This window comes from Mesohalobacter halotolerans (assembly GCF_006120725.1).
In the GTDB taxonomy this organism is placed as follows: Bacteria; Bacteroidota; Bacteroidia; order Flavobacteriales; family Flavobacteriaceae; genus Psychroflexus; species Psychroflexus halotolerans.
On the sequence record NZ_SWMU01000001.1, the window covers coordinates 172,012 to 197,413 of the forward strand.

Genomic DNA, 25,402 nt, shown 5'->3' on the forward strand with positions numbered 1-25,402 from the left:
ATGCAACCTTAGTTGCAATGCAATTGCAAATTAATTTAATCTAACAAGTACTGAACTTTGACGTTTATACCTTTAACTTAAAGTCATTATTTGTATTTTCATGAAAGATCAGTATAAGAATTGAACTTAAAATACTCAGAGCAACCCCACAGCATTTAAAATTTACATGCTGCTTTTGTAAGTTCAACTTAGAATAAATAAAAATTTGAATTAGAAAAAAAATAAAATTAAGGGGTTTCATTTTATAGTTTACAAGGCTTTTATTAGTCGAATCATTTTTCCCCATTTCGGTACAAAACTACCGAAATATTCAAGCATTGTAGCACCACAAAGCCTATTTATTAAAAGCTTCCATGCTGGTATCAATAATATTGTCATTGCTAAAAGTATGGACAATGCAACTATCTCAATCGAAAATTGTGCTCCAATATAAATTGAAATCGGCATAATTAAAAGCACGAATAGATTCCAGTAAAATTCATAATCGGTTCTCCCCGTGGCAATCACTAAACTCCCCACCGGACTTGATACAGAGCGAATAAACATATAAGCTGAAAGTATCTGCACCAGAACATAAATGTCTGTAAACTCTGAGCCATATAATAAAAAAACTATTGGATAGGCAAATAATGCCAATAAGCCATAAGCCGTGAGATTTGCCGTTGCTACAATATTAATTAACTTTAAAAATCTCCTTTTTAACTGAACATCATCACCTTGGCTTAATGACAATACTGGACTAGCAACTTTTGAAATGATAGGGTTTAAAATTTGCATTGGTCTTTGAACTAACTGTTTTGCCAAACTATAACCCCCTAAAATCTCAGCTCCAAAAAACTTACCAATTAATAAAATATCTAGATCTCTGTTAAAATAATTAACTATTTGCCCACCAACTTGATAGATGCCAATTTTGAGAAAAAACTTTGTTTCCTGATATTTAAAATGGAAAATCATTCCACGATTCTTTACACCTTTAGCAAAATAAATAGCATTTGATATTGCATATTGAGTAAGTGCCGCATAAACCAAAGCATACACACCAAAGCCTTGGATTGCCATTATTAGACCTACTCCAAGACCAAAAACAGCACCGATAATATCTGTTATTGCTATATACTTAAAGTTAAGATTTTTCTGTTCTATGGTTTTAAATTGTTTTCCTAAAGCTGACAACATAATACTAACTGCCATAATGGGTATAAGGGTCTTCAGTTCTGCCTCATCGTAAAAAAAAGCTATGGCAGGACTCGATAAGCTAATTAGCCCAAAAAGAATCAAACTAAAAGTTATATTGATCCAATATAAACTAGCATATTCTTGGTTTGTTATACCTTGCTTATGGAGTATAGCAGAAGTAAGACCCATGTCCATAAACAAATTCATGAAGCCAAGAACGAAGGTTACTAAGGCCATTAATCCGAAGTCTTCAGCATCTAAAAACCGTGCTAAGACTGAAATTTTCAATAAACCTACAATCGCAATAGTAATAGTAGAGACAGCAGACCATTTCACTCCACTAACTGCTTGCTTTTTAAGACTCATTAATTGGTTATCTTATTTAAAAATACTTCTAATTCATGAAGTAAAAAATCCTGACCTATTTCTTGAAGTAAGATTTTACGATTATGTAATTGTTGATCCCTGGTAAGTATAGAACTTAACTCGTTTTCATTTAAGTCTAGTTTTACGCTAAACACATAAATATTTAGTCTTTTTAAATAGTGATATAAAGTATTGCGTTCATCCAAAAATACTTTAGCCCCCATCCACAACATAACCATAACATTACCAACAGCCTGTTGCCGGTAATGGTTCATGATTACAAAACCACATTTTTCTAAGTATAGATTATACTCTTGAAGAGGCATAAAATCAACTAAAGCTTTGAAAGAGTCTTTTAATTTTAATTGACCCTCCAATCTTATTTTTTCTGCGTACAATTCATTACCATAACTTAGTGGACAGATTATTTTTTTGTTTGTAATATTTAGCTTGGAAAGTAAATCAATTACATCTAAATGATTATTGGTGTAACTAGCCGAATTTCCTAATAATATATTATCTCCTGAAACGAATTTTTCTGTATCGTTGAGCATTTTCTCAATGGGGTAGTAAGAAAATTTAAAATATTGTAAAGTTTTATTATTAACTTTTGACTTTATAAAATTGAACTCATCTTTATACAGTAAACCAAGAAAATCAGCACTTTCAATAGCATCTTTGATTTCTAGTCCAGGATTTTTAGTTTTATTTTTTATCTTATAATAGCTATTTCTAAACAAATTTTTAAATACACTGATTCTGGAAGTTTCCTTTCTGAATAACAAATTAGTCCTATGACCTAACAACTTTCTACTATTAAATAAATAAGAGTTTTGATAAAATTCAGCACCAAATAATATCCAACATCGAAAAGAACCTCTAGGCAATCGATTAAAAATAACACTTTGTGTATAACCTAAACCATGAAATATAAAATGCTCATATTTTTCAATTTTTTTTAAAAAAATACGAACATTATTAAGATTGTTTTTAATTAAAACCATGTGCTCTTCTAACTTAAGATACTTCAATTGTTCTGAATTGGTAGTATTAACAAGTATATAAAAAAGATTTTGAGAAGGTAGAGCCTGTTCAAATTGCCAGTAAGCATTATTGATGAATTTTTCATCAGTAGCAATATGTATTAATTTATTTTTAGCTGTAAAACTCATGTATACTGTCGATAATGTATTTCTGTTTATTCAGATCAAGCTCAAAAAATAGTGGTAAACGCACGAGACAATCTGTATATTTATCTGTCTCAGTTAGATTTAAACCATTGTATTTCCCTTCAAAGAAACGACTCTTATGTAAGGATAGATAATGAAATACTGCTAATATTCCTTTGCCTTTAAGATGGCTTAGTAAAGTATTTCGTTCTTCTGGGGAAGCGCATGTTAAGTAATACATATGTGCATTATTGGTCGCAAAATCAGGTATAACAGGTAGCCTTACTCCTTTATTTTTATCTAAAACACCTCTGAACGAAGCATCATATTTATCCCATATTTTTTTCCGTGTTGATTGTATCTTTTGTAAATTCTCCAACTGTGAATATAAAAATGCTGCTATCATATCTGAAGGTAAAAATGAGGAACCAAGATCTACCCAGCCGTACTTATCAACTTCTCCTCTAAAAAAGGAGGACCGATTCGTCCCCTTTTCTCTTATAATCTCTGCTCTTTTAGCAAAGCTTTCATCATTAATTACTAACATCCCTCCTTCTCCTGAAATAATATTTTTAGTTTCGTGAAACGAAAACGCCGCTAAATGCCCAATACCTCCAAGAGGTTTACCTTTATAGTAAGAGTCTATAGCCTGAGCCGCATCCTCCACAACAAATAAATTATGTCGATCAGCGATATCCATAATAATGTCCATGTCACATGCAACTCCTGCATAATGTACTGGAACAATAGCTTTTGTTTTAGATGTAATTAAAGCTTCTAAGCTATTTTCATCCATGCCAGGATGATCTTTTCGGCTATCCGCAAAAACTATTTTAGCTCCTCTTAAGGCAAAAGCATTTGCAGTTGATACGAATGTATAAGAAGGCATAATAACTTCATCACCGGGTTTTATATCAATTAGAATAGCAGCCATTTCTAAGGCATCCGTACAGGATGTAGTCAATAGAACTTTTTTGAATTCATAAGTCTCTTCAAAGAAAGTATGGCATTTTTTAGTAAAAATTCCATCTCCTGAAATTTTTCCAGATTCTACAGATTCGGAAATATATTTAAATTCATTTCCAGAAATATATGGTTTATTAAACGGTATTATTGCCATAAATGATATATATAAGTGGTTTTCTTAAGACTGAAACCGGTTTTTTTGTATAAATTAACAGCAGGTTGATTTAAACCTTGTGTAGCAACTTCAATAAACTTATATTCATTTAAAAAACATTCATTTATAGCCTGTTCAATAAGTTTCTTCCCAATCCCTTTTCCTCTTTCAGTTTCTTTAACAGCAATCAAGCCTATTGAAGCAGTTGAATTGTCATTTTCTTCTAACGTAACGAAACCTAACAACTCCTCATTTTCTAAGAAAGCAAGTACCTCCCAAGAAATTTCGAATTTGATAGATTTTTCAAACCACTTTGTATATAGTTTTTCATATTCATTATTTCTAAAATTAGAGTCAAGATTGAACCGCGATAGTTTACCACTTTGAAATGTTAACTCTTTCATTCTTAACTTATCAAAAGTAAAGTCCTTTATTGACATAATGTTAGAATACCTTTTAAAAGAGCCTGTTTTTCTTTGAAATATTTGCTTTTGGTCCATCAGAGTCAATGGAAGTTTATTTTCTGAAAAAATATAAACTAAATCAAAATCTTTAGAAAATGATATTTTGTTGTAATGAAATTTATCCTTAACAACTAGTTTCCCAACATTATAACCAAAAAGTTCTGTATCAAAATCTAACTTTGTAATCATATTCAATAGTTTAGATTTAATAAGTATTTTCCATAAGTGCTCTTATTTAATTTCTTGCCTAATTCAAGTAAAAGATTTTTATCTATGTACCCCATCCTGAAAGCAATTTCCTCCAAACAGGCGATTTTAAGACCTGTACGCTTCTCCATCGCTTTCACAAATTCTGTTGCTTCAGTTAAAGCTTCATGAGTGCCGGTATCTAGCCAGGCGAAGCCTCTACTAAGAATTTGCATTTTTAAGTTTCCTTTATTTAGATAAGTTTGATTTATAGATGTGATCTCTAACTCTCCGCGATTCGATGGTTTGACATTTTTAGCGACTTCAACCACTGAATTGGGATAGAAATAAAGCCCGACCACCGCATAGTTGGATTTTGGCTGGATTGGCTTTTCTTCTATACTTACCACGTTTTTATTTTTATCAAATTCGGCTACCCCATAGCGTTCAGGATCGTTTACATAGTTACCAAATACTACTGCCTTTTGTTCTTCCTTAACCGTTTTTACAGCATTTGCTAATAAATTCTGTAATCCAGCTCCGTAAAAAACGTTATCACCTAGCACTAAACATACATCATCAGTTCCAATAAATTCTTCACCCAGAATAAAAGCCTGAGCCAAACCTTCAGGGCGTGGCTGCTCTTTATAAACTAATTTTATTCCAAATCGACTACCGTCCCCTAGAAGCCTTTCAAAATTAGGTAGATCGTGAGGTGTGGATATAATTAATATTTCTCTAATTCCAGCTAACATGAGTACCGACAACGGATAATAAATCATCGGTTTATCATATATGGGTAAGAGTTGCTTGCTTACGGCAAGTGTTAGGGGATGCAACCTGGTGCCTGAGCCTCCGGCTAGAATTATTCCTTTCATTTTTTTAAAGATTTTCGCGGATTAAGTCGGATTTGCACGGATTATTTGGTATTTATAAATCTTTTCCAAGTTAAGCTTGATTGACCAAAGTTTAGCAATAAACCTAATTTATAATTAGTGGATTTAAGATAGTTTATAGTTTGAGCTTCTGTGTCTTTATGTAAGAATGAGGCTGCTTTGATTTCAATAATTATTTTATTAAAACAGATAAAGTCAGCTATAAAATATTTTTTCAATGGAACATTATTATAATAAACTTGAAGTTTTCTCTTACTGTCAAATTCTATTTCCTGATTTTCAAACTCTTTCTCTAGAGCTTCATGATAAACAGATTCTAGAAAACCCGCACCTAAAGCCGTATGAACTTTCATACATGCACCAATAATTCTGAAGCTTTCTTCTTTGTATAAAATATTCTCGAAATCCATTTGTGAAATTCGATTTAATTTGTGTTAATTAGAAGAATACTGCCCATTATAATATTTCTGATAAGCTCCACTCGTAACATTTTCCATCCATTCCTCATTATCAAGGTACCAGTCAATTGTCTTTGAAAGCCCTTCTTCAAAGGTAACACTCGGTTTCCAGCCTATTTCTTTATTTATTTTCGAAGCATCAATGGCGTAGCGCAAATCGTGCCCTGGTCGGTCTTTGACATAGGTAATTAATTTTTCACTCTCCCCTATTGGACGGCCTAGTTTTTTGTCCATGATCTGACAAAGCAATTTGATAAGATCGATATTTTTCCATTCATTAAAACCTCCGATATTGTAGGTTTCCTTATTTTTCCCTTTGTGCAAAACAAGATCAATTGCTCTGGCATGGTCAATCACATATAACCAATCTCTGGTATAATTGCCATCACCATAAACTGGCAAGGCTTTATTGTTCATAATATTATTAATAAACAGAGGAATTAATTTTTCCGGAAATTGATTTGGTCCATAATTATTAGAACAATTAGAAATCACATAAGGCATACCGTAAGTTTCGCCGTAAGCCCTGACAAAATGATCGGAACCTGCTTTGGAAGCAGAATAAGGAGAATTGGGGTCATAAGCAGTGGTTTCTTCAAATAAACCGGTATCACCAAGTGTTCCATAAACTTCATCTGTGCTAATGTGATAAAATAATTTATCTTTAAAATTACCATTCCAAAGCTTTTTGGCAGCTTCCAACAAATTTAAAGTCCCCATGATATTGGTCCTGGCAAAAGAAAGAGGATCTTTAATAGATCGATCCACATGAGATTCTGCTGCCAGATGTATAACCATATCAAAATTATATTTCTGAAAAGCCTGATCTACAGTCTTTGCATCTGTTATGTCAATTTTGAGAAATTTAAAATTATCATAATTCTCTATATCTCTAAGGTTCTCCAAATTCCCTGCATAGGTCAAAAAATCTAGATTGTAAATATGGTCATCTGGGTATTTCTGAACAAACAAACGTACCACGTGAGACCCTATAAATCCTGCGCCACCTGTAATTAATATATTCCTATTATTTGTCATAAATATTTTACGTAATCTACAAATTATCTCAATATCATTTTATAAAGAGATCATACCATAACTCCGGCAAAGTCTAATACTACTTTATCAGTATTCCGTTCAAGTGTTTTGAACTCTTTATGGGCTACTAAAAAAACAATAATATCAGCTTTTTGAACAGCTTCTTTGTAATTGGTTAATTTAAACACATTATGGTCTTCAATATTAGGCTCAACGACAAAATAGTCTTCATTTTGAGCATCCTGCATGATCTTTTGGGCGATATACTTGGCTGGAGATTCTCTTAAGTCGTCTATATTGGGCTTAAAAGCTAGGCCCATGATGGCTATAGATGGTTTTCGGCCTTTTTTGATCTCAAATTCTAATTTAGCGGTTTTTACTTTTTCCGCACACCAAAAGGATTTATAATTATTCACTTCCCTGGCCGTCCCTATAATTCTACTTTCCATGGGATATTCAGAAGTGATAAAATAAGGATCTACAGCAATGCAATGTCCTCCAACACCACACCCAGGTTGAAGTATATTCACTCTGGGGTGTTTATTCGCCAGCTTTATCAGTTCCCATACATTAATTTCTGCTTTATCACAGATCAAAGACAATTCGTTGGCGAATGCTATCTGAACATCTCGGCTTGAATTCTCAACCAATTTACACATTTCCGCTGTACGGGCGTTAGTGGCATGTAAGTCCCCTTGTACAAACTGTCGGTAAAAAGCCAAAGCTTTTTTAGTAGCCTCTTCATTCACCCCACCAATCACTCTATCATTATGGACCAGTTCATGCATAACATTACCAGGCAATACACGTTCCGGACAGTAAGCCAAATGAATCTTACCTTCAAGCTCAGGGCGTTTCGAAAAGATCAATTTCATCATTTTTTCGGTCGTACCCACCGGTGATGTGGATTCAATGATATATAGGTCCCCCTCTTTTAACAGGGGGATGATGCCTTCCGTAGCAGCCTGTACATATGAAATGTCCGGCTCATGATTGCCTTTAAATGGAGTGGGCACCACTATAAGATATGTATCAGCTACTATTGGTTTTGTGTCCGCCTTAAGATAACCTTCATTCACGGCTTTTTCGACAGCTTTATCTAGATCCGGTTCTACAATATGAATTTTTCCGGCATTAATCGTATCTACTACTTTTTGAGAAATATCTACCCCGTGAACAGGTATTTGACTATTTGCAATGAGTGCTGATGTAGGAAGTCCGATATATCCAAGACCTATGGTGACAACTTGTGGGTTCATTTTATTTATTTTTATTTAATGATTTGCGTATTTGCACATCTGCTTAACTGCATATTCGCGTATTTGCGAATTCACTTTTCAAATTTATTATATAAACTGTTTAACTTGTTGGTTATTTTCTCTAATTCACTTCTTATAGCATTATACTCTTGACTCTCAATAAGTTTTAAGTCATTTGCTATAATTATCAGATTAATCACTTCAATTGCAGAACTAAAAGCCTGGTTTATGAACCGTGCTTTATCTTTTTCTGTAATCCGTGACATACCTTCTGCAATATTTGCAGCGATACTTACTGACGCTCTCTTTAACTGGCTGGTTATACCATACTTTTCTTCAACAGGAAAGCCTGTCGTCATCTCATAAATTTGTTTGACAAACGCTCGTGTATCCTGCCAAACTTCTAATTTTTCGAAATAATAGGTTTTCATTTTCCAGCGTATTCGCAAATTTGCTTATTCGCGTATCTGCATATTCGCACATTTGCTTTTTACTCTCTTAACTCTTTAATGTATTCGACAATACGTTGACAAGCTTTTCCATCTCCATAGGGATTGTGTAATTCACTCATCGATTTATACCTCTCTTCATCCTCTAACAAACTTCGTGTTTCCTGTATGATTTTTTCTTTATCTGTACCCACCAGTATTACTGTTCCTGCTTCAACTGCTTCCGGTCGTTCTGTAGTGTCACGCATGACTAATACAGGCTTTCCAAGACTAGGAGCCTCCTCCTGCACACCACCAGAATCAGTTATGATCATGTACGATTGATTCATCAACCATATAAACTCGGGATATGCCAACGGATCAATAAGTTTAATGTTACTTATATCAGAAAGTAGATCGTAGACTGGTTTTTGTATCTTAGGATTAAGATGCACAGGATAGATGATTTGAACATCAGGCTTGGTTACTGCTATTTCTTTTAGAGCTTCACAAATGTTTATAAAGCCCTGTCCGTGATTTTCACGGCGATGCCCGGTAACCAAAATAAGCTTTTTGTCTGTATCGACCATTTCTTTTAGCCGATTGATCTTTTTATTATTGAGATCCTTTACTTTTTCAGTACTAAATAAGAGGGCATCGATGACCGTGTTTCCTGTCACTAAAACCTGATCTTCAATCACATTTTCCTTCAATAAATTTTCCTTGGCCGTTTTTGTCGGAGCAAAATGAAAATCGGTGATACGCCCGGTCACCTGCCGGTTCATTTCTTCAGGGAAAGGAGACCATTTATTCTGAGTTCGTAGACCAGCTTCGATATGACAAACTTTTGCACCACTATAAAAGGCAGCAATACTAGCCGCCATGGTTGTAGTAGTGTCTCCATGAACATATACATAATCAGGTTTGAAATCTTCCAAAACCGCTTTAAGTTCAGTAATGATCGTGGCGGTTAATGTGTAAAGATTCTGATTTGGTCGCATTAAGTTTAAATCGTAATCGGGTTTAATTTCAAAAAAATCAAGCACCTGGTCGAGCATTTCACGATGCTGAGCTGTCACACAAACTTTAGTCGACATCTGATCATTCCTTAAAAATTCCTTAACCAGAGGTGCCATTTTAATGGCTTCTGGGCGCGTTCCGAAAATAATAAGGTTTTTTTTCATAGGATTATTGCTTTTTACTGGCGATTGATGAATAATGACATTATCACCTTCTCAGCCTCTGGAGTATTGACTATATTTAGTCCTAGTCTTGGTCTTTCTTTTTGTTATATCCGAGATTATAGGTAGCTAACACTTTTACAAAAGTCAGGGTACTCAGCTATGATTTTATGCTAACTAAAAATAAGGTTTCCTTTCGTTTTAGTCTTTTTCACAAACTTAATTATTCATTTATGATTAAATCATACATGCCCTATCGTATAGATTTTAAAACCTATGTCTTCAAGTTGTGTTCTATCCAATAGTCTTCTCCCATCAAACACAAACGCAGGTTTTTTCATGTGGTCATAGATACGTTGCCAGTCATAGGTTTTAAACTCATCCCATTCGGTTAAAATGGCTATGGCGTGTGCGTCTTTGCAGGCTTCATCTGCTTAATTTTATTTTCATTCTCCAGGTACCATTTAAGCGTCTTTTTAATACCCTCTTCTAATTCATTCTTCGCTTCCCAAGCAATATCATCCATCAAACTTCGACTAAAATTTAGAGTAGTTTGCTGTATTCTTCGCTGAAATTTTTCTTGAAAACTATTCATTTATGCTTACTAGATTAATCAAATTTAGTATTTTTTGCTTATTGAGACAATCACTTTATTGTTAATCTGGAGTCGAGGGTCTGTTTCGTTTATTCGTGTATTCGTGTATTCGTGTATTCGTGTATTCGTTTATTAGAGTATTCGTGTATTCGTGTATTCGTGTATTCGTGTATTCGATTATTCGGGTGTTCGAGTATTCGTTTATTCGTGTATTCGTGTATTCGTGTATTCGGGTGTTCGTGTATTCGACTATTCGAGTATTCGTTTATTCGAGTATTCGTGTATTCGAGTGTTCGATTATTCGAGTATTCGACTATTCGACTATTCGATTATTCGGTTCGCCAACCACTTCAGCGCATTCAATTTGCGTATTCCTCCAAAGTTTTGTTCGGGAAGTACTGTGTCCATGGTTAAAAGTAGTTTAGGGTAATTATCTTTTATACGTTCCAGTGGTCGGAGTTCACGTTTCAAGGTGTTCTCTTGTTCTGTAGAGTAGGCCACTTGTATGTAGAGTCGTTCTTCCCCTGAGCCAATAGCTAAAAAATCTACTTCTAGATTATCAATAACACCAACAAACACTTGATATTCCCTTCTCAACAATTCTAAATAGATGATATTTTCAAGGATATGACCATAATCTTCTGTTCTATCTCCAGCTATTAATCGGCGAAGACCAATATCCACCGCATAATATTTGGAATTACTTGAGAAAACTTTTCTTCCCTTGACATTGAAACGATTTGCACGATAAACCAGCATGCTGTCTTCAATGCCGCTCATATAGTTGGCGACAGTTTTGTTGGTAATCTTACTTCCCGAACTGTTTAAGGTATTTGTTATTTTATTAATACTATGCAAGTTACCTATTTCAGCATACATATAACGAATTAACTGCTCCAAAACACTAACATCAGTTACATTTAATCGCTTCACAATATCTTTCAATACCACTGTTGAATAAATGCCTTCGAGGTAATGGCGTTTTTTTATATCATCGATCATTATTGCATAAGGAAAACTAGACTTCAGGTAAGTATTGTAGGCTTGCTGTAGGTTTTCGTCCTTGTTCACCGAAAGGAATTCCTTAAATGATAAGGGCAACATTTTTAATTCAACATACCTTCCAGTTAATAAAGTAGCTAATTCACCGCTTAAAAAGTATGCATTAGAACCTGTTAAATAGATATCTAAATTTTTATTCAGTTGCAAGCTATTTACTACACGCTCAAATTCAGTTACATTTTGAATTTCATCCAGAAAAAGATAATATTTCACATTTTCTTTAATTCTTTCCTTGATGTAGGTATTTAAGGCTATAGGATTTCGCAGTTCATCAAAATCAATATTCTCAAAGTTTATGCTTATAATTTGTTTCTCATCAATTCCATCTTCAATCAGATGATTTTTAAACATTTCAAATAAAGTAGATTTACCACAGCGTCTCACCCCAGATACCACTTTGATTACATGTTCGTCTTTCCAATCTGTTAGAAATTGTAAATATGTAGGTCTATTTATTTGTATCACACTACAAATATATTGATAAATTTATACGTTTTTGGAATTGAATCCAATTTTATCTATTTAGTTGTTCGGTACTCGCCTGAACGTTGTAGACGGGCAGGTTCGGGTGTTCGTGTATTCGAGTATTCGTGTATTCGAGTATTCGATTAATCGTGTATTCGTTTATTCGTGTATTCGAGTATTCGATTATTCGGGTATTCGGGTGTTCGTGTATTCGAGTATTCGAGTATTCGATTATTCGAGTGTTCGTGTGTTCGTGTATTCGTGTATTCGATTATTCGATTATTCGATTATTCGAGTGTTCGATTATTCCATTTTACTTTTGACAAATTTCTTATATCCGGATAATAATTTTCTAGTCTTTTCTATCATAGGAAATAAGGTTGTTTCTGCTTCAGGGTTTAGATAATTTAAATGTTTAGCTATAATTAATTGCGTGTCTAATTCAGCGGCAGAACCAATTGAATAACTTACAAACTTATGTAGCTCTTTCCAACTGTTCCTACCACTTCCCTCAGCTATATTTGATGAAATGGATATGACTGAGCGCCTTATTTGATTGGTTAAACCAAATTGCTCACTTCTAGGAAAGTTTTCTGTGTGTTTATAAACTAGAGTAACTAAATCTATTGACACTTTCCATACATCTAAATCTTTATGATTCATGATTATTCGGGTGTTCGGTTGTTCGTTTATTCGATTATTCGACTATTCGACTATTCGATTACCCGCCTGAACGTTGTAGTCGGGCAGGTTCGTGTATTCGTGTATTCGTTTATTCTGGTGTTTAGTGTGCGCCATTCCCCAAGCCCTAAAGGGTGTGACGCATATCATACCCTTACATTTTATCTTACTACTTTAAAGTTTTTATCATTCTCCAAGAATCACTTATAAGTTTCTCTAATTTCATCTTTTTTTGACAGTTGACTTTTCGCCATTGGCCATTGGCTTTTGATTGTTGACTGTTGACCCTTGACCAAAAAACTGATAGCTGCTGACTGTTATACCATTTCACCAATCACTATTCACTGCATCACTTTATGTAGACATCCTTAAATTCATCTTCATTCTCTAAAAACCACAGATACGTCTTTTTGATACTTTTTTCTAATTTAATCTTCGCTTTCCAGACCTGGTTCTTCATTTTGGAAACATCCATGTGCTTACGTGGTGTGCCATCGGGTTTGGAGCTGTCCCAGATGATTTCACCTTGGTGTCCTACAATTTTTTGAATGGTTTCAGCGAGTTCTTTTATCGTGAGGTTTTTCACTGTGCCGATAAATGAAATGGATAAGTCAATTTTATTTATGTGTTAACAGCCACAACCACACGGGCATTATCCTTATTATTTTATCATCAACCCTGAGCCTATCGTTTTCGGCTTCGGTTAAAATGAGACCTTCTTTGAGTTGATAAGCTGCCATGGCATCGAGCAATCCATTCATTTCGCGTTGTTTTGTTTTGGTATCGTGCATCGTCCAGCATACCTGAATCGCTTGGGTAATGCTGTTTTTTTCTTTGATTACAAAGTCACATTCTGATTTATCGTGATGATAATAAATTGTTTTAGACTGCCTTTTCAATGCTAAAAACACCAGGTTTTCGAGTAATCGTCCTTGGTCTTCGCTGTGTTGAAAACTAAGTTGACGCATTAAGCCCAAGTCTATACCGTATACTTTTTTAGGGTTATGCAACTGCTTTTTGACAGAAATAGCATATTTTGGTACTAAGCTCAACATATATGCATCTTCCAAGAAACCAAGATATTGTTTTACGGTAGTTGCATTCTTAACGCCAATTACTTTTGCCAAACTGTTATAAGAAATTAATTTACTGGTATTGCTCGTTACAAAAAACATCAATTCCAAGAGTTCTTGTTCGTTTGTAATACCGTTTCTTACCATGACGTCGCGATACAAAACACTTTCGTAAAGCGATTTTAAGTATTCCGAATGCTTTGACTTTAAAAAAGCAGGAAATCCACCCAATTTAAAATAGTCATTAAATGCTGTTTTGAGTATTACTTTATCGTCTGTACTGAAATGGTCTAATGCATTAGGTTCAATTTTATTCAATTTTAAATATTCCAAGAAGGAAAATGGATATAGCTCCACCTGTTGATAGCGTCCTGTTAAATGTGTACCTAATTCTTTACTCAACATCGAAGCATTGGATCCAGTAATATATACTTTGTTTCCGTAGTCATGCAGACGTCGTACAAAGCGCTCCCAACCGGAAATGTTTTGTATTTCATCAAAATAAAACGTTTTCTGTTTACCATAACGCTCACCAAAAAGTTCTAAAAGTTGTTGAAAGTCTTCTACCTTAAAGTGAACTAAACGTTCGTCATCAAAATTCAGGTAATAGTCTTGTTCTTTATTTTTTGCACGTATTGCTTGTAACAAAGTAGATTTTCCACAACGTCGAATACCAGAGATGACAACAACGCTATCGTCTTCAACAATAGAAATATGTTGACGCTTAATATCTGAAGGCTGCCATTTAAGTACTTTTTGGTCACTTATTACGGCCTGTAGTATTGATTTTTGCATGTTAACTCCTTGTGCAAATTTAAAATCATTCTATTAAAAAAAGAAACTTTTTATATTTAATTGCTATTTAGAATAGTAATTTAGAGTGTTCATTCTATTTTCTTCATCTATGTTCACCTGATTGAACTTTCCTTCATACTCCAAGAACCAGTGATAGGTGTCTTTAATTTCATCTTTTTTTGACAGTTGACTTTTCGCCATTGGCCATTGGCTTTTGATTGTTGACTGTTGACCCTTGACCAAAAAACTGATAGCTGCTGACTGTTATAACATTTCACCAATCACTATTCACTGCATCACTTTATCTTGACTTCCTTAAATTCATCTTCATTCTCTAAAAACCACAGATACGTCTTTTTGATACTTTTTTCTAAGTTAATCTTCGCTTTCCAAGCAATATCAACCATCAAACTTCGACTAAAATTTAGTGTAGTTTGCTGTATTCTTCGCTGAAATTTTTCTTGAAAACTATTCATTTCTGCTTACTAGATTAATCAAATTTAGTATTTTTTGCTTATTGAGACAATCACTTTATTGTTAATCTGGAGTCGAGGGTCTGTTTCGTTTATTCGTGTATTCGTGTATTCGTGTATTCGTGTATTCGTTTATTAGAGTATTCGTGTATTCGTGTATTCGTGTATTCGTGTATTCGAGTATTCGTGTATTCGATTACCCGCCTGAACGTTGTAGTCGGGCAGGTTCGTGTATTCGTGTATTCGAGTATTCGATTATTCGTTTATTCGATTACCCGCCTGAACGTTGTAGTCGGGCAGGTTCGTGTATTCGGTGTTCTCGGCACTTCGGCTTCGCTCAGTGCAGGCAAACTTAAAACTTGAAAATGTAATTATTATTTAGCTTTTCTAAGTAAATAAAACGTTTTTATGTTTGATCAGGTATGTTGAACTCCTTAGTTTTCATTGTGTTTATAACTTACAGTAAAAATAATGAAAGTTATAGTTATACTTACAACTTTTAATTACTTAAATATATCATAATTTGCATTCATAGAGTGCATTTATTGTATTTTTTGCACTATTGTAGTGCATTCTATCTTGTTTTGAAATTCTGTAGGCATGGTTGCCTGGTGGCTGGTGACTTTTCACTCAAAACTCATAACTTCTAAAAACAGCTCCGCCTCAGCGAGTCCCATAAGAATTCGCTAAAGCATTGTAAATAAGTAAATTAAGCCTTTAACGTTTCACCTTAACAACAACTCCCAATTGTTCAAGTTCAATATAGTCATGGGTTTTGCTGCTATATTTTAAATGGCCGTTTTGGGGCTCTGTTCCCAAACCTTTGAGTTTAACTTTGGAGGTTTTGGAATGTATTTTTTCAATTTCAATAGCTTTATAATTGCTTCTTAAAGCCGATTGTAATTGTTTAATTTCTTGTTCAGTTACCGTCGCTGGTTTCTTTAACCAATACAAATATCGCACTGCCGTAGGCGTTTCAAAGACCCGTTGCCTATTGATTTCAGCAACATACACCAAAACCATTGATGGTAAAACAGGAACCTGAACTTTCTTTTTACGATCGCTCCATTGTCGCATCTGCACTTGTGTGGGACAATAACACTTGATGCCCATCGCATTAAGTCGCTCTGCGGTTTTCTTTTCAGAATTGGGTTTACAATACAACACAAACCAGTGTTTGCCTGTTGATTTTAAGATTGGTCTAGACTTCGTTTGAGTTATCTTTTTTTTAATTTCCAACGACAATTCTTTTGTTTGTATAGTTTGAAAGTTAAAAGGCAAATTTAAAGAATTTTAGCAGTTGTTAGCGATTCTTGGTAATAATTTCTGAAAGAATCTAACCAATGAGGAATTTCAACCTTGAAATCCGATTTAAATTGGCTTTTATCTAAAACTGAATAATGAGGCCGCTGAGCTTTGGTGGGATACTCTTTAGATAAAATCGGCTGAACCCGACAATCTATATGTTCTTTATCAAAAATAGCTTTTGCGAAATCAAACCAGGACGACACGCCTTCATTAGAGAAATGGTAAAGTTTCTGTTGGTTTTCCCAAATTTTATGCTGGTCTAAACATGTTAAAGTTGCTTGTGCTAAATCTCTAGCATGTGTTGGCGTACCAACTTGATCGAAAACAATTTGGAGCTGTTCTCTTTCTCTACCGAGTCTGATCATGGATTTCATAAAGTTTTGACCATAATGCGAATACAGCCATGAAGTTCTTAAGATCAAACTACTGACATTCGATTTTAAAATGACTTCCTCGCCGGCGCGTTTGGATTTACCGTAAACACCCAGAGGTTTGACCTTATCTTTTTCAGTATAAGGCTTATGATGTTGTCCATCAAAAACATAATCGGTTGAAAAGTGAATGAGCTTCATCCTGTGTTTTATACAGGCATTAACCAAATGTTTTACAGCTTTTTCATTGACTGCAAAAGCGAGATCTTCATCTTCCTCGGCATCATCTACAGCAGTATAAGCTGCGCAATTGATAACAACATCAAAAGATGCCTTTTGAATATAGTTTTGAACCTCAGCTTCTTTGGTAATATTTAGGTTGTCCTGATCAACAAAACTAAAATCGTGGGAACTTGACGACTGTATGGCTTGGAATTCATTGCCCAATTGGCCTTGACTCCCTATAACTAATATTTTCATAAGCTTACAAACTGATTGGCAAAAGTATATAATTTTATTGTCATGCTCAGAATTTATTCATTGCCATTCCAATGCCGAAACTTCGGTAGAGTCAGCCTGTCGGCTGATAGGAATCTCTTCACGAGTTGAGGCTCAGTTCACAGAAAAATTAATTGTCGCTCTGCTTCATTCGGAATAAAAAACCATGTTGTTGTTTTAATCTTCTCTTTTAGATTTTAAAAACGCAATGTTTCGCTTCAACCCGGTATACTTTGTGCGTTTTACTGCTGATTTTCTAAAAATGTCTTGAAATACCTCTTCTGTGATTTCTTCCCAGTCCTGTTTATCATAATTTAACAGTCGGCCATCCGGATTAAAAAGGGGTTCATTATGACTTTTACTAAACTTATTCCAAGGACACACATCTTGGCACACATCACAGCCAAACATCCAATCGTCAAATTGCCCTTTATAACTTGAGGGCAAATCGTCTTTAAGTTCGATGGTAAAATACGAAATACATTTACTGCCATCGACCACATAGGGATCTACGATAGCTTCTGTAGGACAAGCATCGATACAAGCTGTACAGCTTCCACAATGGTCAGTCACCGGTGTGTCATACTCCAACTCTAAATCGATGATTAACTCGGCGATAAAATAAAATGAGCCTAAAGATTTGGTCAAAACATTTGAATGTTTTCCCATCCAACCCAAACCGCTTCTCACCGCCCAGGCTTTATCTAAAACCGGAGCAGAATCTACAAAAGCCCGACCGTGGACTTCACCAATCTCTTCCTGTAAGGTATTTAAAAGCGATTTCAGTTTGCGTTTAATCACGAAATGGTAATCTTGACCGTAGGCATATTTGCTGATTTTATAGGTATCTGATTGTTGTTGTTTTTCAGGGTAATAATTATACAATAACGACACTACGCTTTTTGAACCTTCAACCAATTTGGTCGGATCGAGCCGCTTGTCAAAATGATTTTCCATGTATCGCATCTCACCGTGCCTATTTTCCTTCAGCCATTTTTCCAAGCGCGGCGCCTCATCTTCTAAAAATTCAGCTTTGCTTATCCCACAAGACAGAAACCCCAAACGCTTGGCTTCGGTTTTGATGAGTTGGGTATATTTCTCAGCATTCGACATAAAACTCCTAAAAATTCAAAGGTAACATCTGGATACAATATTTTGCATTTGCAAACAAAAAAATACATTTTAATACTTTTAATCTGTCAAGTTATAAGCAAAAAAGATAATGATTTGATTTTACGTAAACAATTAATATATTTGCACGTAAAATAATTTAAAATGGATAAAAAACTCACATTAAGTTTAAACGAATCTATTATTGAAAAGGCAAAAAACTATGCAAAATCCAATAACATCAGCCTGTCGAAATTAATAGAATCTTATTTGGGAACTTTAACCAAAACAGAAAAAAAAGAAACTGAAATAACACCTTTGGTAAAAAATCTTAGTGGAGTTATTTCAATAGATGATAATTTTGATGCCAAAAATGAATATGCTAAATACCTATTGAAAAAATATAAATGAAAAAAATATTGATTGATACAAACATTGTAATAGACTTACTTTCAAAAAGAAAGAATTTTTATGAAGATGCTGCCAATTTATTCTCTCAAGCTGATAAAAAAGAATTAAAACTTGCAATTTCTTCATTAACATTTGCAAATACAAATTACATACTCACAAAATTAAAATCAGCTAAAGAAGCACGAGAAATTTTGAGAAAATTCAAAGTTCTTGTAGAATTGTTAAGTTTAAATGATAAAGTAACAGAACTTGCTTTGAGCGATGAAAGCTTTCCCGATTTTGAAGATGGCCTTCAATATTATTCTGCAATCGAAAATAATATTGATATTATAATTACGAGAAACAAAAAAGACTTTAAAAATTCAAAGTTACCAGTTTTAACAGCTAAAGAGTATTTAGCAAGAAAATAATACCATTATATAAAATGATGAATTTATTTATAAGAGGGTGAATATTTTAAACTTAGTGTAAACCATGTATATGAATGGACAAACTTAAAATTTAAAAAGTTTTATTATAATTTTAATACCCCGTTTTTGTTTTCACACGTAAATGCCGTTATTTTTAAGAAAAAATATATTTTATGAAAACGATTTACACTGCAAGAACAAAAACCACAGGCGGCCGTAAAGGTCACGCCAAATCTATAGATGATGGGCCAATTGACATGAACCTCAGCGTACCCAAAGCTATGGGCGGCGATGATGGCGATGGTGCCAATCCCGAACAATTTTTTGGCGCGGCTTATTCTGCTTGTTTTGGCGGTGCTGTAGAATTGGTCGCAAGACAGCATAATGTTGACATCGGCGAAGATTTCTTTGTTGAAGCTCACGTGAGTATCGGCAAAACTGAAGAAGATGACTTACAGCTCGCCGTAATTCTCGATACCTACCTTCCCAATGTCAATGACAAATCTGTTGGCGAAAAAATAGTGAACAAAGCCCATGAAATTTGCCCATTCTCAAGAGCCACAAGAGACAATATTGATATTACGCTGAATTTATTATTGGACGAATAGAACAATTATACTATCAATCAATAACACCTCAACCGCTTCACTTTAATTGAAGCGGTTTTTTTATTTACTGAATTAAAATAATTACTTAACATGTTTGATGACAATTATTTATCGTTAGATTGGAGCCTGCCTTTGTCGGCAGACAGATGCTCACTGATATATCACGTCCTAGCATGTTAATCACTAAAAACTTCTCGAGTCGAGACTTTGGTTATTTGTAAAAAAAATTAACTAAAATATTAGTTTAAACTAAATATTTAGTTATATTTGTGAACTAAAATTAATTTTCAGATGAAATCTTTAACCAAAGCAGAAAGCGAAATCATGCGCATATTATGGCGCCTGGATAAAGCCAACGTCAGCGCCATTATTGCAGAAATGCCTAAACCCCAACCGGCTTACAATACGGTGTCTACCATCGTAAGGATTTTGGAACAAAAAGGCTTTGTAGATTATGAAAAACAAGGCCGCGGACATGTGTATTTCCCAAAAGTGAGTGAAGAAGATTACAAAACCTCAACCACCAAACGTTTGGCCAACACCTATTTTGAGGGCTCATTTAAAAACATGGTCTCGTTTTTTGTTCAGAAAAACGACTTAAGCACACAGGAATTGGAAGCGATTTTGAAAGATTTAAAATCAAAAAACTATGATTAATTATCTGGTTGAAATATTCATTTATCAAGCCATATTTATCAGTTTATATCAATTGTTAAAAACTGAACCACTATTTAAGGTAAACCGTTTTTATTTATTGATAAGCTTAGCAATATCTTTGATTTTGCCTTTAATAAATTTTAGTTATTTGTATTCAATTGAGGTCAATAATGAGTATGTGCAATGGCTACAACCTATTCAAATCGGGACAGGTCAATTAAGCAATGCCACTAATGATATTACATCCTCATCAAGTTTAACGGGCTTTCAATGGAATTTTTATCTTTTGTTCTACATACTTGGACTCATCACTTACTGCATTTGGTTTAGTTTTAAAAACAGAAATTTATTTCATCATTTAAGACGTTCTAGTCAAAGTTTTTATCGCGATAAAAAATTGGTCATCCTGCCAAATACTTCAACGGCATTTTCATTTTGGAATCGCATTTATATCGGTGAAAATATCACTGAACCTCAACGCGAGATAATTTTAGAACACGAATACCAGCATTTAAAACAAAAGCATTCTTGGGATTTGTTGGCATTAGAGGTTTTGCAATTTGCCTTATGGTTCAATCCTTTGATTGTCTTATACAAAAAACACCTCAGACAAATTCACGAGTTTGAGGCCGACCGTTTTGCAACTCAAAACACAACAAAATCAAGTTATGTCAACACTTTACTCAATCAGAATTTTGGTTCTCAAAACATCTCTTTTGTCAATTCCTTTTACCAATCGTCTAATCTTAAAAAACGCATCAACATGTTACACAAATCAAAATTTAACCGTTTAAAATATCTACTAATATTTCCTATTTTAAGTTTGGCTATTCTCATTTCATGCACACAAAACAGTGGAGTTGAACAAGAAATGACACTTGAAGAACAACAAGCAGACAGAAAAGCTTTTCATGATAAACTTTTTAAAAGTGAACCTGATTTTTTTGATAAAGTTGAAAAAAAACCGGACGTCAAAACCTTACTTGACTCGTATGACATTGAAGTCAAAGAGGAATACTCAGAACACGAAAAGGGAAAAGTTGGTTTGGTTTTAGGTCTTTTAAAACTGTCAAATGTCTATAAAAACGACCAAGACTACCAAGACAGAATCGATAAAGAAATCAATCAAACTAAGGGTTTACAAAGCATAGTTGCCATACTGGAAGAAAAAATGAAAGGCAATAGTATAACGCAACAAACAGAAGTTCAAGAATTAGATCCAAATTCTGATATCCCTTTTGCCCTTATTGACCTCGTGCCACATCCCACGTCATGTAATGGCAAAACCGGTGAAGCTTTAAAACAATGCGTCAGTGAATTTATCTCAACGCATGTCAATCAAAATTTTGATGCCGGTTTAGGCAAAGACCTTGGTTTAACTGGCAAAACTCGTATAGTAGCACAATTTAAAATTGATACAACTGGTAATATTGTGGAATTAAAAGTCAGAGCCCCACATCCGGAACTTGAAAAAGAAGCCCAACGCGTTATTAAAACTTTACCACAAATGATTCCAGGACAAGTTGATGGTGAAAAAGTCAACGTCTTGTATGGATTGCCGATTAATTTTGTGATTCAAGAGTGATGTTGCGAGGTTTTTTAGAAAAACATCTGGTTAATCCTTCATTGATAAGTATTACGCGCAAGTCAACTTCTTATGTTGAAAATATCAACGTCATTGCGAAGGTTTTTGCTACCAGTAAGTAGGGAAAACCTGAAGCAATCTCTAGTTATTTAAGTTCAAGTTAAGTATATAAAGAATTGACCTTCAATTCAAAAGATTGCTTCACTGCGTTCCCAATAACGCCCATAAAAAACATCATTTGAATTTAATGAATACCTAAAAAAACTGAAAAGTTATTTATTTAACGAGGTGGTTTGGTTAACTAAAATTATAACAAGATTTTAAAAAACTATTAAAAAGTTTGTGCCAAAAAATAAACTTTGACTGCACGGCATTGTTTATTACTTTTGAAGCATGTTGTCCAAAAAAACCAAATACGCTATTAATGCGTTGATCTATATTGCAAAACACAAGAACCAACATCCCGTGATGTCTAGCGAGATTTCTGAGCATCAAAACATCCCCAAAAAATTTTTAGAGCGTATTTTGCTAGATTTAAAACAAGCCAAAATTTTAGATAGTAAGCGTGGTCGCCATGGTGGTTATTTTTTATCAAAAGCCGCAGATCAAATTAATTTGGCAGAAGTCATGCGTCTATTTGATGGCGCCATCGCCTTTTTGCCCTGCGTCACTCATGACTATTATGAACCCTGCGAGGAATGCCAGTATGAAGAACAATGCGGCATTCGTCATGCATTTATGGAACTCAAGCACATGACAGTCAAATTTCTCAAGACATGTACACTCAAAGATATTTTAACCCGCGAATATTTATTGAGCTAAAGTGAGTTTGATATAAAAATTAATTGTTAATCTTAATTTCTCAACCTAAAGCCTTAAACGTTTAGGAAACTCAATGTCAAGAGCTCGCTTAAAGCATCTTAATTTTACCGGTTGCTAAAGAATAGACGCCACCTACAATTTCAATTTCACCAAAATCTTCGAGGTCTTTTAAAATAGGACTTTCTTTTCTGATACGCTCAATGTTTAATTGTACATTTTTTTCAACCACAGCTTGAACAAATTCAGCATTTTTAGAGCTGCGCTCGCCTTCAGTCGAGGTATTTTCAATAGCTGGCTTAATGTTTTTTAGCATTGAGGTGATATTTCCTAATTCTACATGGTCACATGCCGAGCTTACAGCACCGCATTTTTCATGACCGAGAACAAAGACAAGTTTACTCCCAGCGACTTTACAAGCATATTCCATGCTGCCCAAAATATCAGTATTAACAAAGTTTCCAGCCACTCGAGAAACAAAGATATCGCCGATACTTTGATCGAAAATGGTTTCCACAGGAACACGGCTGTCGACACAAGACAATATGATAGCCTTGGGGTACTGTCCATCTGTTGCACTATTTTTTAAAGATATTTGGTCTCTTGTATCTAAATTATTTTGAACAAAGCGTCGGTTTCCCTCAAGTAAATCTTCAAGGACACTGTCTGGTGTCATCGATACTTGCTCTCGTTTTGAAATGATTTTATCCATAATATTTATTATTAATCTGCTGATATGATTTCATCAAAATATTCTTTAAAACTCTCTGGGTTTTTTACTTCTCCTTTTTTGTGAACCAAATTGATATCGATATTGCGGTTTTTGGCTTTAAAAGCATAGTCATCGAGAATTTCCAAGATATCATAATCTAAAGACTGGGTCTTGGTAATGTCGATTTCTACAAAGGAATCGTCTTGTATGTTTTTTAATTCTCTCATAATAGCGCCTTTATTAAAGAAAGTCACCTCTTCAGCTAAGGTCATATTGATATGTTTTTTATCACCATTGCCGCCTTTGATATGTAAAAAATGTGAATTTTTATAACTGTTATAAAGAACGGTTAAAAGTCCAGATATTAAACCCAAACCTACGCCAATCAACAAATCTGTAAATACAATACCTGCAACGGTTATTCCAAAAGGCAAGTACTGAGATTTCCCGAGTCTAAACATCTCTTTAAATAAGCTTGGTTTGGCGAGTTTATAGCCAACAACAAATAAAACTGCTGCTAAAACCCCAAGCGGAATTAAATTTAGCAAATGCGGAATGACAATGACTGAAATTAATAGTAAAAATCCATGGATGATGGCAGACAATTTGGTTTTATTACCTGAAGACACATTGGCTGTACTCCTAACTATGACTTGCGTTACCGGTAAGCCACCGACAAGACCAGATAAAATATTACCTGTGCCTTGGGCAAAAAGTTCTCTATTGGTTGGTGTTATTCGCTTCTCGGGGTCGAGTTTGTCTGTAGCTTCAACACTCAGTAAGGTTTCTAAACTCGCTACTATGGCTATAGTAATTCCAACAATCCAAACGTCTGAATTTGTTATAACGGAAAAATTAGGAAATGTAAACTGACCAATAAAATCTGAGGTGCTTTCCGGCACAGGAACAGTGACGAGATTATGAGCCGAAATAGCTAAAGCTGAGCCCTCTGGAACCAATACATAGAATAAAACGCCAATGATAACTGCTACCACTGGTCCAGGAACAATTTTAAAGACTTTGGATTTTTTTTCTAATACTGAAGACCAAAAAATGATAATACCCAAGCTAATAAGCGTTATTAAAACGACACCTAACGAAATATTATCTAGCAAGGTTTTAAAATATTCTGAGTATGCGATATGGTCATCGGTGACGTATTCTGAAAACTCAACATTATCGCTTAAACCCAAAGCAAATGGAATCTGTTTTATGAATATTATAATACCAATACCGGCCAACATCCCTTTAATGACAGAAGTTGGAAAATAATAGCCTATAACTCCGGCTTTTGCAATACCTAAACCAATTTGAATCACACCACCAATTATAACGGCGACAAGAAAATTTTCAAAGCTACCCAAACTTGCTATGGCCCCAAGTACGATAACAGCTAGTCCAGCAGCTGGCCCACTGACCCCAACTTGAGAACCACTCAATGAACCCACAACAATACCGCCTATAATTCCGGCAATTAAACCTGAAAATAATGGTGCTCCCGAAGCCAATGCAATTCCTAGACATAAGGGAAGAGCCACAAAAAATACAACAATACTTGCCGGAAGGTCTTTTTTTAAATATTTAAACATGTAATAAAATTTTTGCCTTTTTCAGGCAGAATGAAATAAGAAAATGAAATAAAAAATAATATGCTTTTAAAGCTTAAACTAAAGCATCAGGTGGTGGTGAGGGAATACGAATATGATGTGATTTAATAGCAAATTGATAAATGTCAAAAACTAAAGCATTATGAGTTTCGTGCTCACTTAATGCTTCAAAATCTTGAGAATTGACCACAAAATCTAAAAAAGACCCTATTGAAGTTTCAGATTGTTCTTCTTCTGCTAAATTGTATACTATGCTTATATCCGCATTTTTATCTAAAGCCTTAACAATGGTTGGTGTAGCCAAAAAAGCTATAAATAAAAATAATAAATATTTAGCATAAGTTTTTTTCATAATTTCAAATATATAATAATCTTGTGGTTTTACGGCTTTGATTAACCATTAAAAGTAGAAAACAGT

Annotated in this window: 28 protein-coding genes and 1 pseudogene; 6 read left to right on the top strand and 23 right to left on the bottom strand. The window is 34.4% G+C overall.

Annotation, left to right across the window (positions count from 1 at the left end; genetic code table 11):
• Positions 1 to 249 precede the first annotated feature (249 nt).
• From FCN74_RS00765 to queG, 20 genes and pseudogenes are all read right to left on the bottom strand, one after another.
• Positions 250 to 1,545 carry an MOP flippase family protein gene (locus FCN74_RS00765; protein ID WP_138930691.1) on the bottom strand — a complete coding sequence of 432 codons (1,296 nt, stop codon included), beginning with the start codon at positions 1,543 to 1,545 and terminating at the stop codon, positions 250 to 252.
• Positions 1,545 to 2,717, bottom strand: a complete 1,173-nt coding sequence (locus tag FCN74_RS00770) for a TDP-N-acetylfucosamine:lipid II N-acetylfucosaminyltransferase (RefSeq protein WP_138930692.1) — start codon at positions 2,715 to 2,717, stop codon at positions 1,545 to 1,547. The genes FCN74_RS00765 and FCN74_RS00770 overlap by 1 nt, the downstream gene beginning before the upstream one ends.
• Positions 2,701 to 3,834, bottom strand: a complete 1,134-nt coding sequence (gene rffA, locus FCN74_RS00775; protein ID WP_138930693.1) for a dTDP-4-amino-4,6-dideoxygalactose transaminase — start codon at positions 3,832 to 3,834, stop codon at positions 2,701 to 2,703. Before rffA ends, FCN74_RS00770 begins: the two co-directional genes overlap by 17 nt.
• Positions 3,825 to 4,487, bottom strand: coding sequence for a GNAT family N-acetyltransferase (locus tag FCN74_RS00780; protein ID WP_138930694.1), 663 nt, complete (start codon positions 4,485 to 4,487; stop codon positions 3,825 to 3,827). The genes rffA and FCN74_RS00780 overlap by 10 nt, the downstream gene beginning before the upstream one ends.
• Before the next feature lie 2 nt (positions 4,488 to 4,489).
• On the bottom strand, positions 4,490 to 5,362 hold the full coding sequence (gene rfbA / locus FCN74_RS00785) for a glucose-1-phosphate thymidylyltransferase RfbA (RefSeq protein WP_138930695.1): 873 nt from the start codon (positions 5,360 to 5,362) through the stop codon (positions 4,490 to 4,492).
• 41 nt (positions 5,363 to 5,403) lie between these two features.
• Positions 5,404 to 5,790, bottom strand: coding sequence for a GxxExxY protein (locus tag FCN74_RS00790; protein WP_138930696.1), 387 nt, complete (start codon positions 5,788 to 5,790; stop codon positions 5,404 to 5,406).
• A 24-nt stretch (positions 5,791 to 5,814) separates the two neighbouring features.
• Entirely contained in the window at positions 5,815 to 6,876 is a 1,062-nt protein-coding gene (gene rfbB, locus FCN74_RS00795) for a dTDP-glucose 4,6-dehydratase (protein ID WP_138930697.1), read from the bottom strand.
• Positions 6,877 to 6,926: 50 nt separating this feature from the next.
• Positions 6,927 to 8,135: a UDP-N-acetyl-D-mannosamine dehydrogenase gene (wecC, locus tag FCN74_RS00800; protein ID WP_138930698.1), complete on the bottom strand. Its 1,209-nt coding sequence runs from the start codon at positions 8,133 to 8,135 to the stop codon at positions 6,927 to 6,929.
• Between the two features lie 71 nt (positions 8,136 to 8,206).
• Positions 8,207 to 8,566, bottom strand: coding sequence for a four helix bundle protein (locus FCN74_RS00805; RefSeq protein ID WP_138930699.1), 360 nt, complete (start codon positions 8,564 to 8,566; stop codon positions 8,207 to 8,209).
• A 59-nt stretch (positions 8,567 to 8,625) separates the two neighbouring features.
• Positions 8,626 to 9,747 carry a non-hydrolyzing UDP-N-acetylglucosamine 2-epimerase gene (gene wecB, locus FCN74_RS00810; RefSeq protein WP_138930700.1) on the bottom strand — a complete coding sequence of 374 codons (1,122 nt, stop codon included), beginning with the start codon at positions 9,745 to 9,747 and terminating at the stop codon, positions 8,626 to 8,628.
• 239 nt (positions 9,748 to 9,986) lie between these two features.
• A pseudogene (locus FCN74_RS00815) lies at positions 9,987 to 10,172 on the bottom strand (UDP binding domain-containing protein); the annotation flags it as partial.
• 488 nt (positions 10,173 to 10,660) lie between these two features.
• On the bottom strand, positions 10,661 to 11,866 hold the full coding sequence (locus FCN74_RS00825; protein WP_138930701.1) for an ATP-binding protein: 1,206 nt from the start codon (positions 11,864 to 11,866) through the stop codon (positions 10,661 to 10,663).
• Positions 11,867 to 12,169: 303 nt separating this feature from the next.
• Positions 12,170 to 12,529, bottom strand: coding sequence for a four helix bundle protein (locus FCN74_RS00830; RefSeq protein WP_138930702.1), 360 nt, complete (start codon positions 12,527 to 12,529; stop codon positions 12,170 to 12,172).
• A 367-nt stretch (positions 12,530 to 12,896) separates the two neighbouring features.
• A complete protein-coding gene (locus FCN74_RS00835; RefSeq protein ID WP_212751752.1) occupies positions 12,897 to 13,133 on the bottom strand; it encodes a Rossmann-fold NAD(P)-binding domain-containing protein in 237 nt (78 codons plus the stop codon).
• Between the two features lie 31 nt (positions 13,134 to 13,164).
• Positions 13,165 to 14,415, bottom strand: a complete 1,251-nt coding sequence (locus FCN74_RS00840) for an ATP-binding protein (RefSeq protein ID WP_138930703.1) — start codon at positions 14,413 to 14,415, stop codon at positions 13,165 to 13,167.
• A gap of 63 nt (positions 14,416 to 14,478) precedes the next feature.
• On the bottom strand, positions 14,479 to 14,616 hold the full coding sequence (locus tag FCN74_RS11985; RefSeq protein WP_171047075.1) for a hypothetical protein: 138 nt from the start codon (positions 14,614 to 14,616) through the stop codon (positions 14,479 to 14,481).
• A gap of 95 nt (positions 14,617 to 14,711) precedes the next feature.
• Entirely contained in the window at positions 14,712 to 14,891 is a 180-nt protein-coding gene (locus FCN74_RS00845; protein ID WP_138930704.1) for a hypothetical protein, read from the bottom strand.
• Positions 14,892 to 15,605: 714 nt separating this feature from the next.
• Entirely contained in the window at positions 15,606 to 16,169 is a 564-nt protein-coding gene (locus tag FCN74_RS00850; protein WP_138930705.1) for a UpxY family transcription antiterminator, read from the bottom strand.
• A 2-nt stretch (positions 16,170 to 16,171) separates the two neighbouring features.
• Positions 16,172 to 17,047: a dTDP-4-dehydrorhamnose reductase gene (rfbD, locus tag FCN74_RS00855; RefSeq protein ID WP_138930706.1), complete on the bottom strand. Its 876-nt coding sequence runs from the start codon at positions 17,045 to 17,047 to the stop codon at positions 16,172 to 16,174.
• A 195-nt stretch (positions 17,048 to 17,242) separates the two neighbouring features.
• Positions 17,243 to 18,178 carry a tRNA epoxyqueuosine(34) reductase QueG gene (gene queG, locus FCN74_RS00860; RefSeq protein ID WP_138930707.1) on the bottom strand — a complete coding sequence of 312 codons (936 nt, stop codon included), beginning with the start codon at positions 18,176 to 18,178 and terminating at the stop codon, positions 17,243 to 17,245.
• Between the two features lie 162 nt (positions 18,179 to 18,340).
• On the opposite strand from queG, the gene FCN74_RS00865 reads away from it, so the two are divergent.
• The 6 genes from FCN74_RS00865 to FCN74_RS00890 all read left to right on the top strand — a co-directional run bounded on the left by FCN74_RS00865 (position 18,341) and on the right by FCN74_RS00890 (position 22,668).
• Positions 18,341 to 18,586, top strand: a complete 246-nt coding sequence (locus FCN74_RS00865) for a DUF6364 family protein (RefSeq protein WP_138930708.1) — start codon at positions 18,341 to 18,343, stop codon at positions 18,584 to 18,586.
• The gene (locus FCN74_RS00870) at positions 18,583 to 18,996 is read left to right on the top strand and encodes a type II toxin-antitoxin system VapC family toxin (RefSeq protein WP_138930709.1); all 414 of its coding nucleotides are present in this window, start codon (positions 18,583 to 18,585) and stop codon (positions 18,994 to 18,996) included. Before FCN74_RS00865 ends, FCN74_RS00870 begins: the two co-directional genes overlap by 4 nt.
• Before the next feature lie 173 nt (positions 18,997 to 19,169).
• The gene (locus tag FCN74_RS00875; RefSeq protein ID WP_138930710.1) at positions 19,170 to 19,604 is read left to right on the top strand and encodes an organic hydroperoxide resistance protein; all 435 of its coding nucleotides are present in this window, start codon (positions 19,170 to 19,172) and stop codon (positions 19,602 to 19,604) included.
• A gap of 291 nt (positions 19,605 to 19,895) precedes the next feature.
• Positions 19,896 to 20,261: a BlaI/MecI/CopY family transcriptional regulator gene (locus FCN74_RS00880; RefSeq protein WP_138930711.1), complete on the top strand. Its 366-nt coding sequence runs from the start codon at positions 19,896 to 19,898 to the stop codon at positions 20,259 to 20,261.
• 148 nt (positions 20,262 to 20,409) lie between these two features.
• Positions 20,410 to 21,846: a M56 family metallopeptidase gene (locus tag FCN74_RS00885; protein ID WP_171047076.1), complete on the top strand. Its 1,437-nt coding sequence runs from the start codon at positions 20,410 to 20,412 to the stop codon at positions 21,844 to 21,846.
• Positions 21,847 to 22,239: 393 nt separating this feature from the next.
• Positions 22,240 to 22,668: an RrF2 family transcriptional regulator gene (locus FCN74_RS00890; RefSeq protein WP_138930713.1), complete on the top strand. Its 429-nt coding sequence runs from the start codon at positions 22,240 to 22,242 to the stop codon at positions 22,666 to 22,668.
• An 88-nt stretch (positions 22,669 to 22,756) separates the two neighbouring features.
• Here FCN74_RS00890 and FCN74_RS00895 read toward each other — a convergent pair whose 3' ends face one another.
• The 3 genes from FCN74_RS00895 to FCN74_RS00905 all read right to left on the bottom strand — a co-directional run bounded on the left by FCN74_RS00895 (position 22,757) and on the right by FCN74_RS00905 (position 25,336).
• The gene (locus tag FCN74_RS00895; RefSeq protein WP_138930714.1) at positions 22,757 to 23,380 is read right to left on the bottom strand and encodes a carbonic anhydrase family protein; all 624 of its coding nucleotides are present in this window, start codon (positions 23,378 to 23,380) and stop codon (positions 22,757 to 22,759) included.
• A gap of 8 nt (positions 23,381 to 23,388) precedes the next feature.
• Entirely contained in the window at positions 23,389 to 24,966 is a 1,578-nt protein-coding gene (locus FCN74_RS00900; RefSeq protein WP_138930715.1) for a SulP family inorganic anion transporter, read from the bottom strand.
• 73 nt (positions 24,967 to 25,039) lie between these two features.
• Positions 25,040 to 25,336 carry a hypothetical protein gene (locus tag FCN74_RS00905; RefSeq protein ID WP_138930716.1) on the bottom strand — a complete coding sequence of 99 codons (297 nt, stop codon included), beginning with the start codon at positions 25,334 to 25,336 and terminating at the stop codon, positions 25,040 to 25,042.
• Positions 25,337 to 25,402 lie beyond the last annotated feature (66 nt).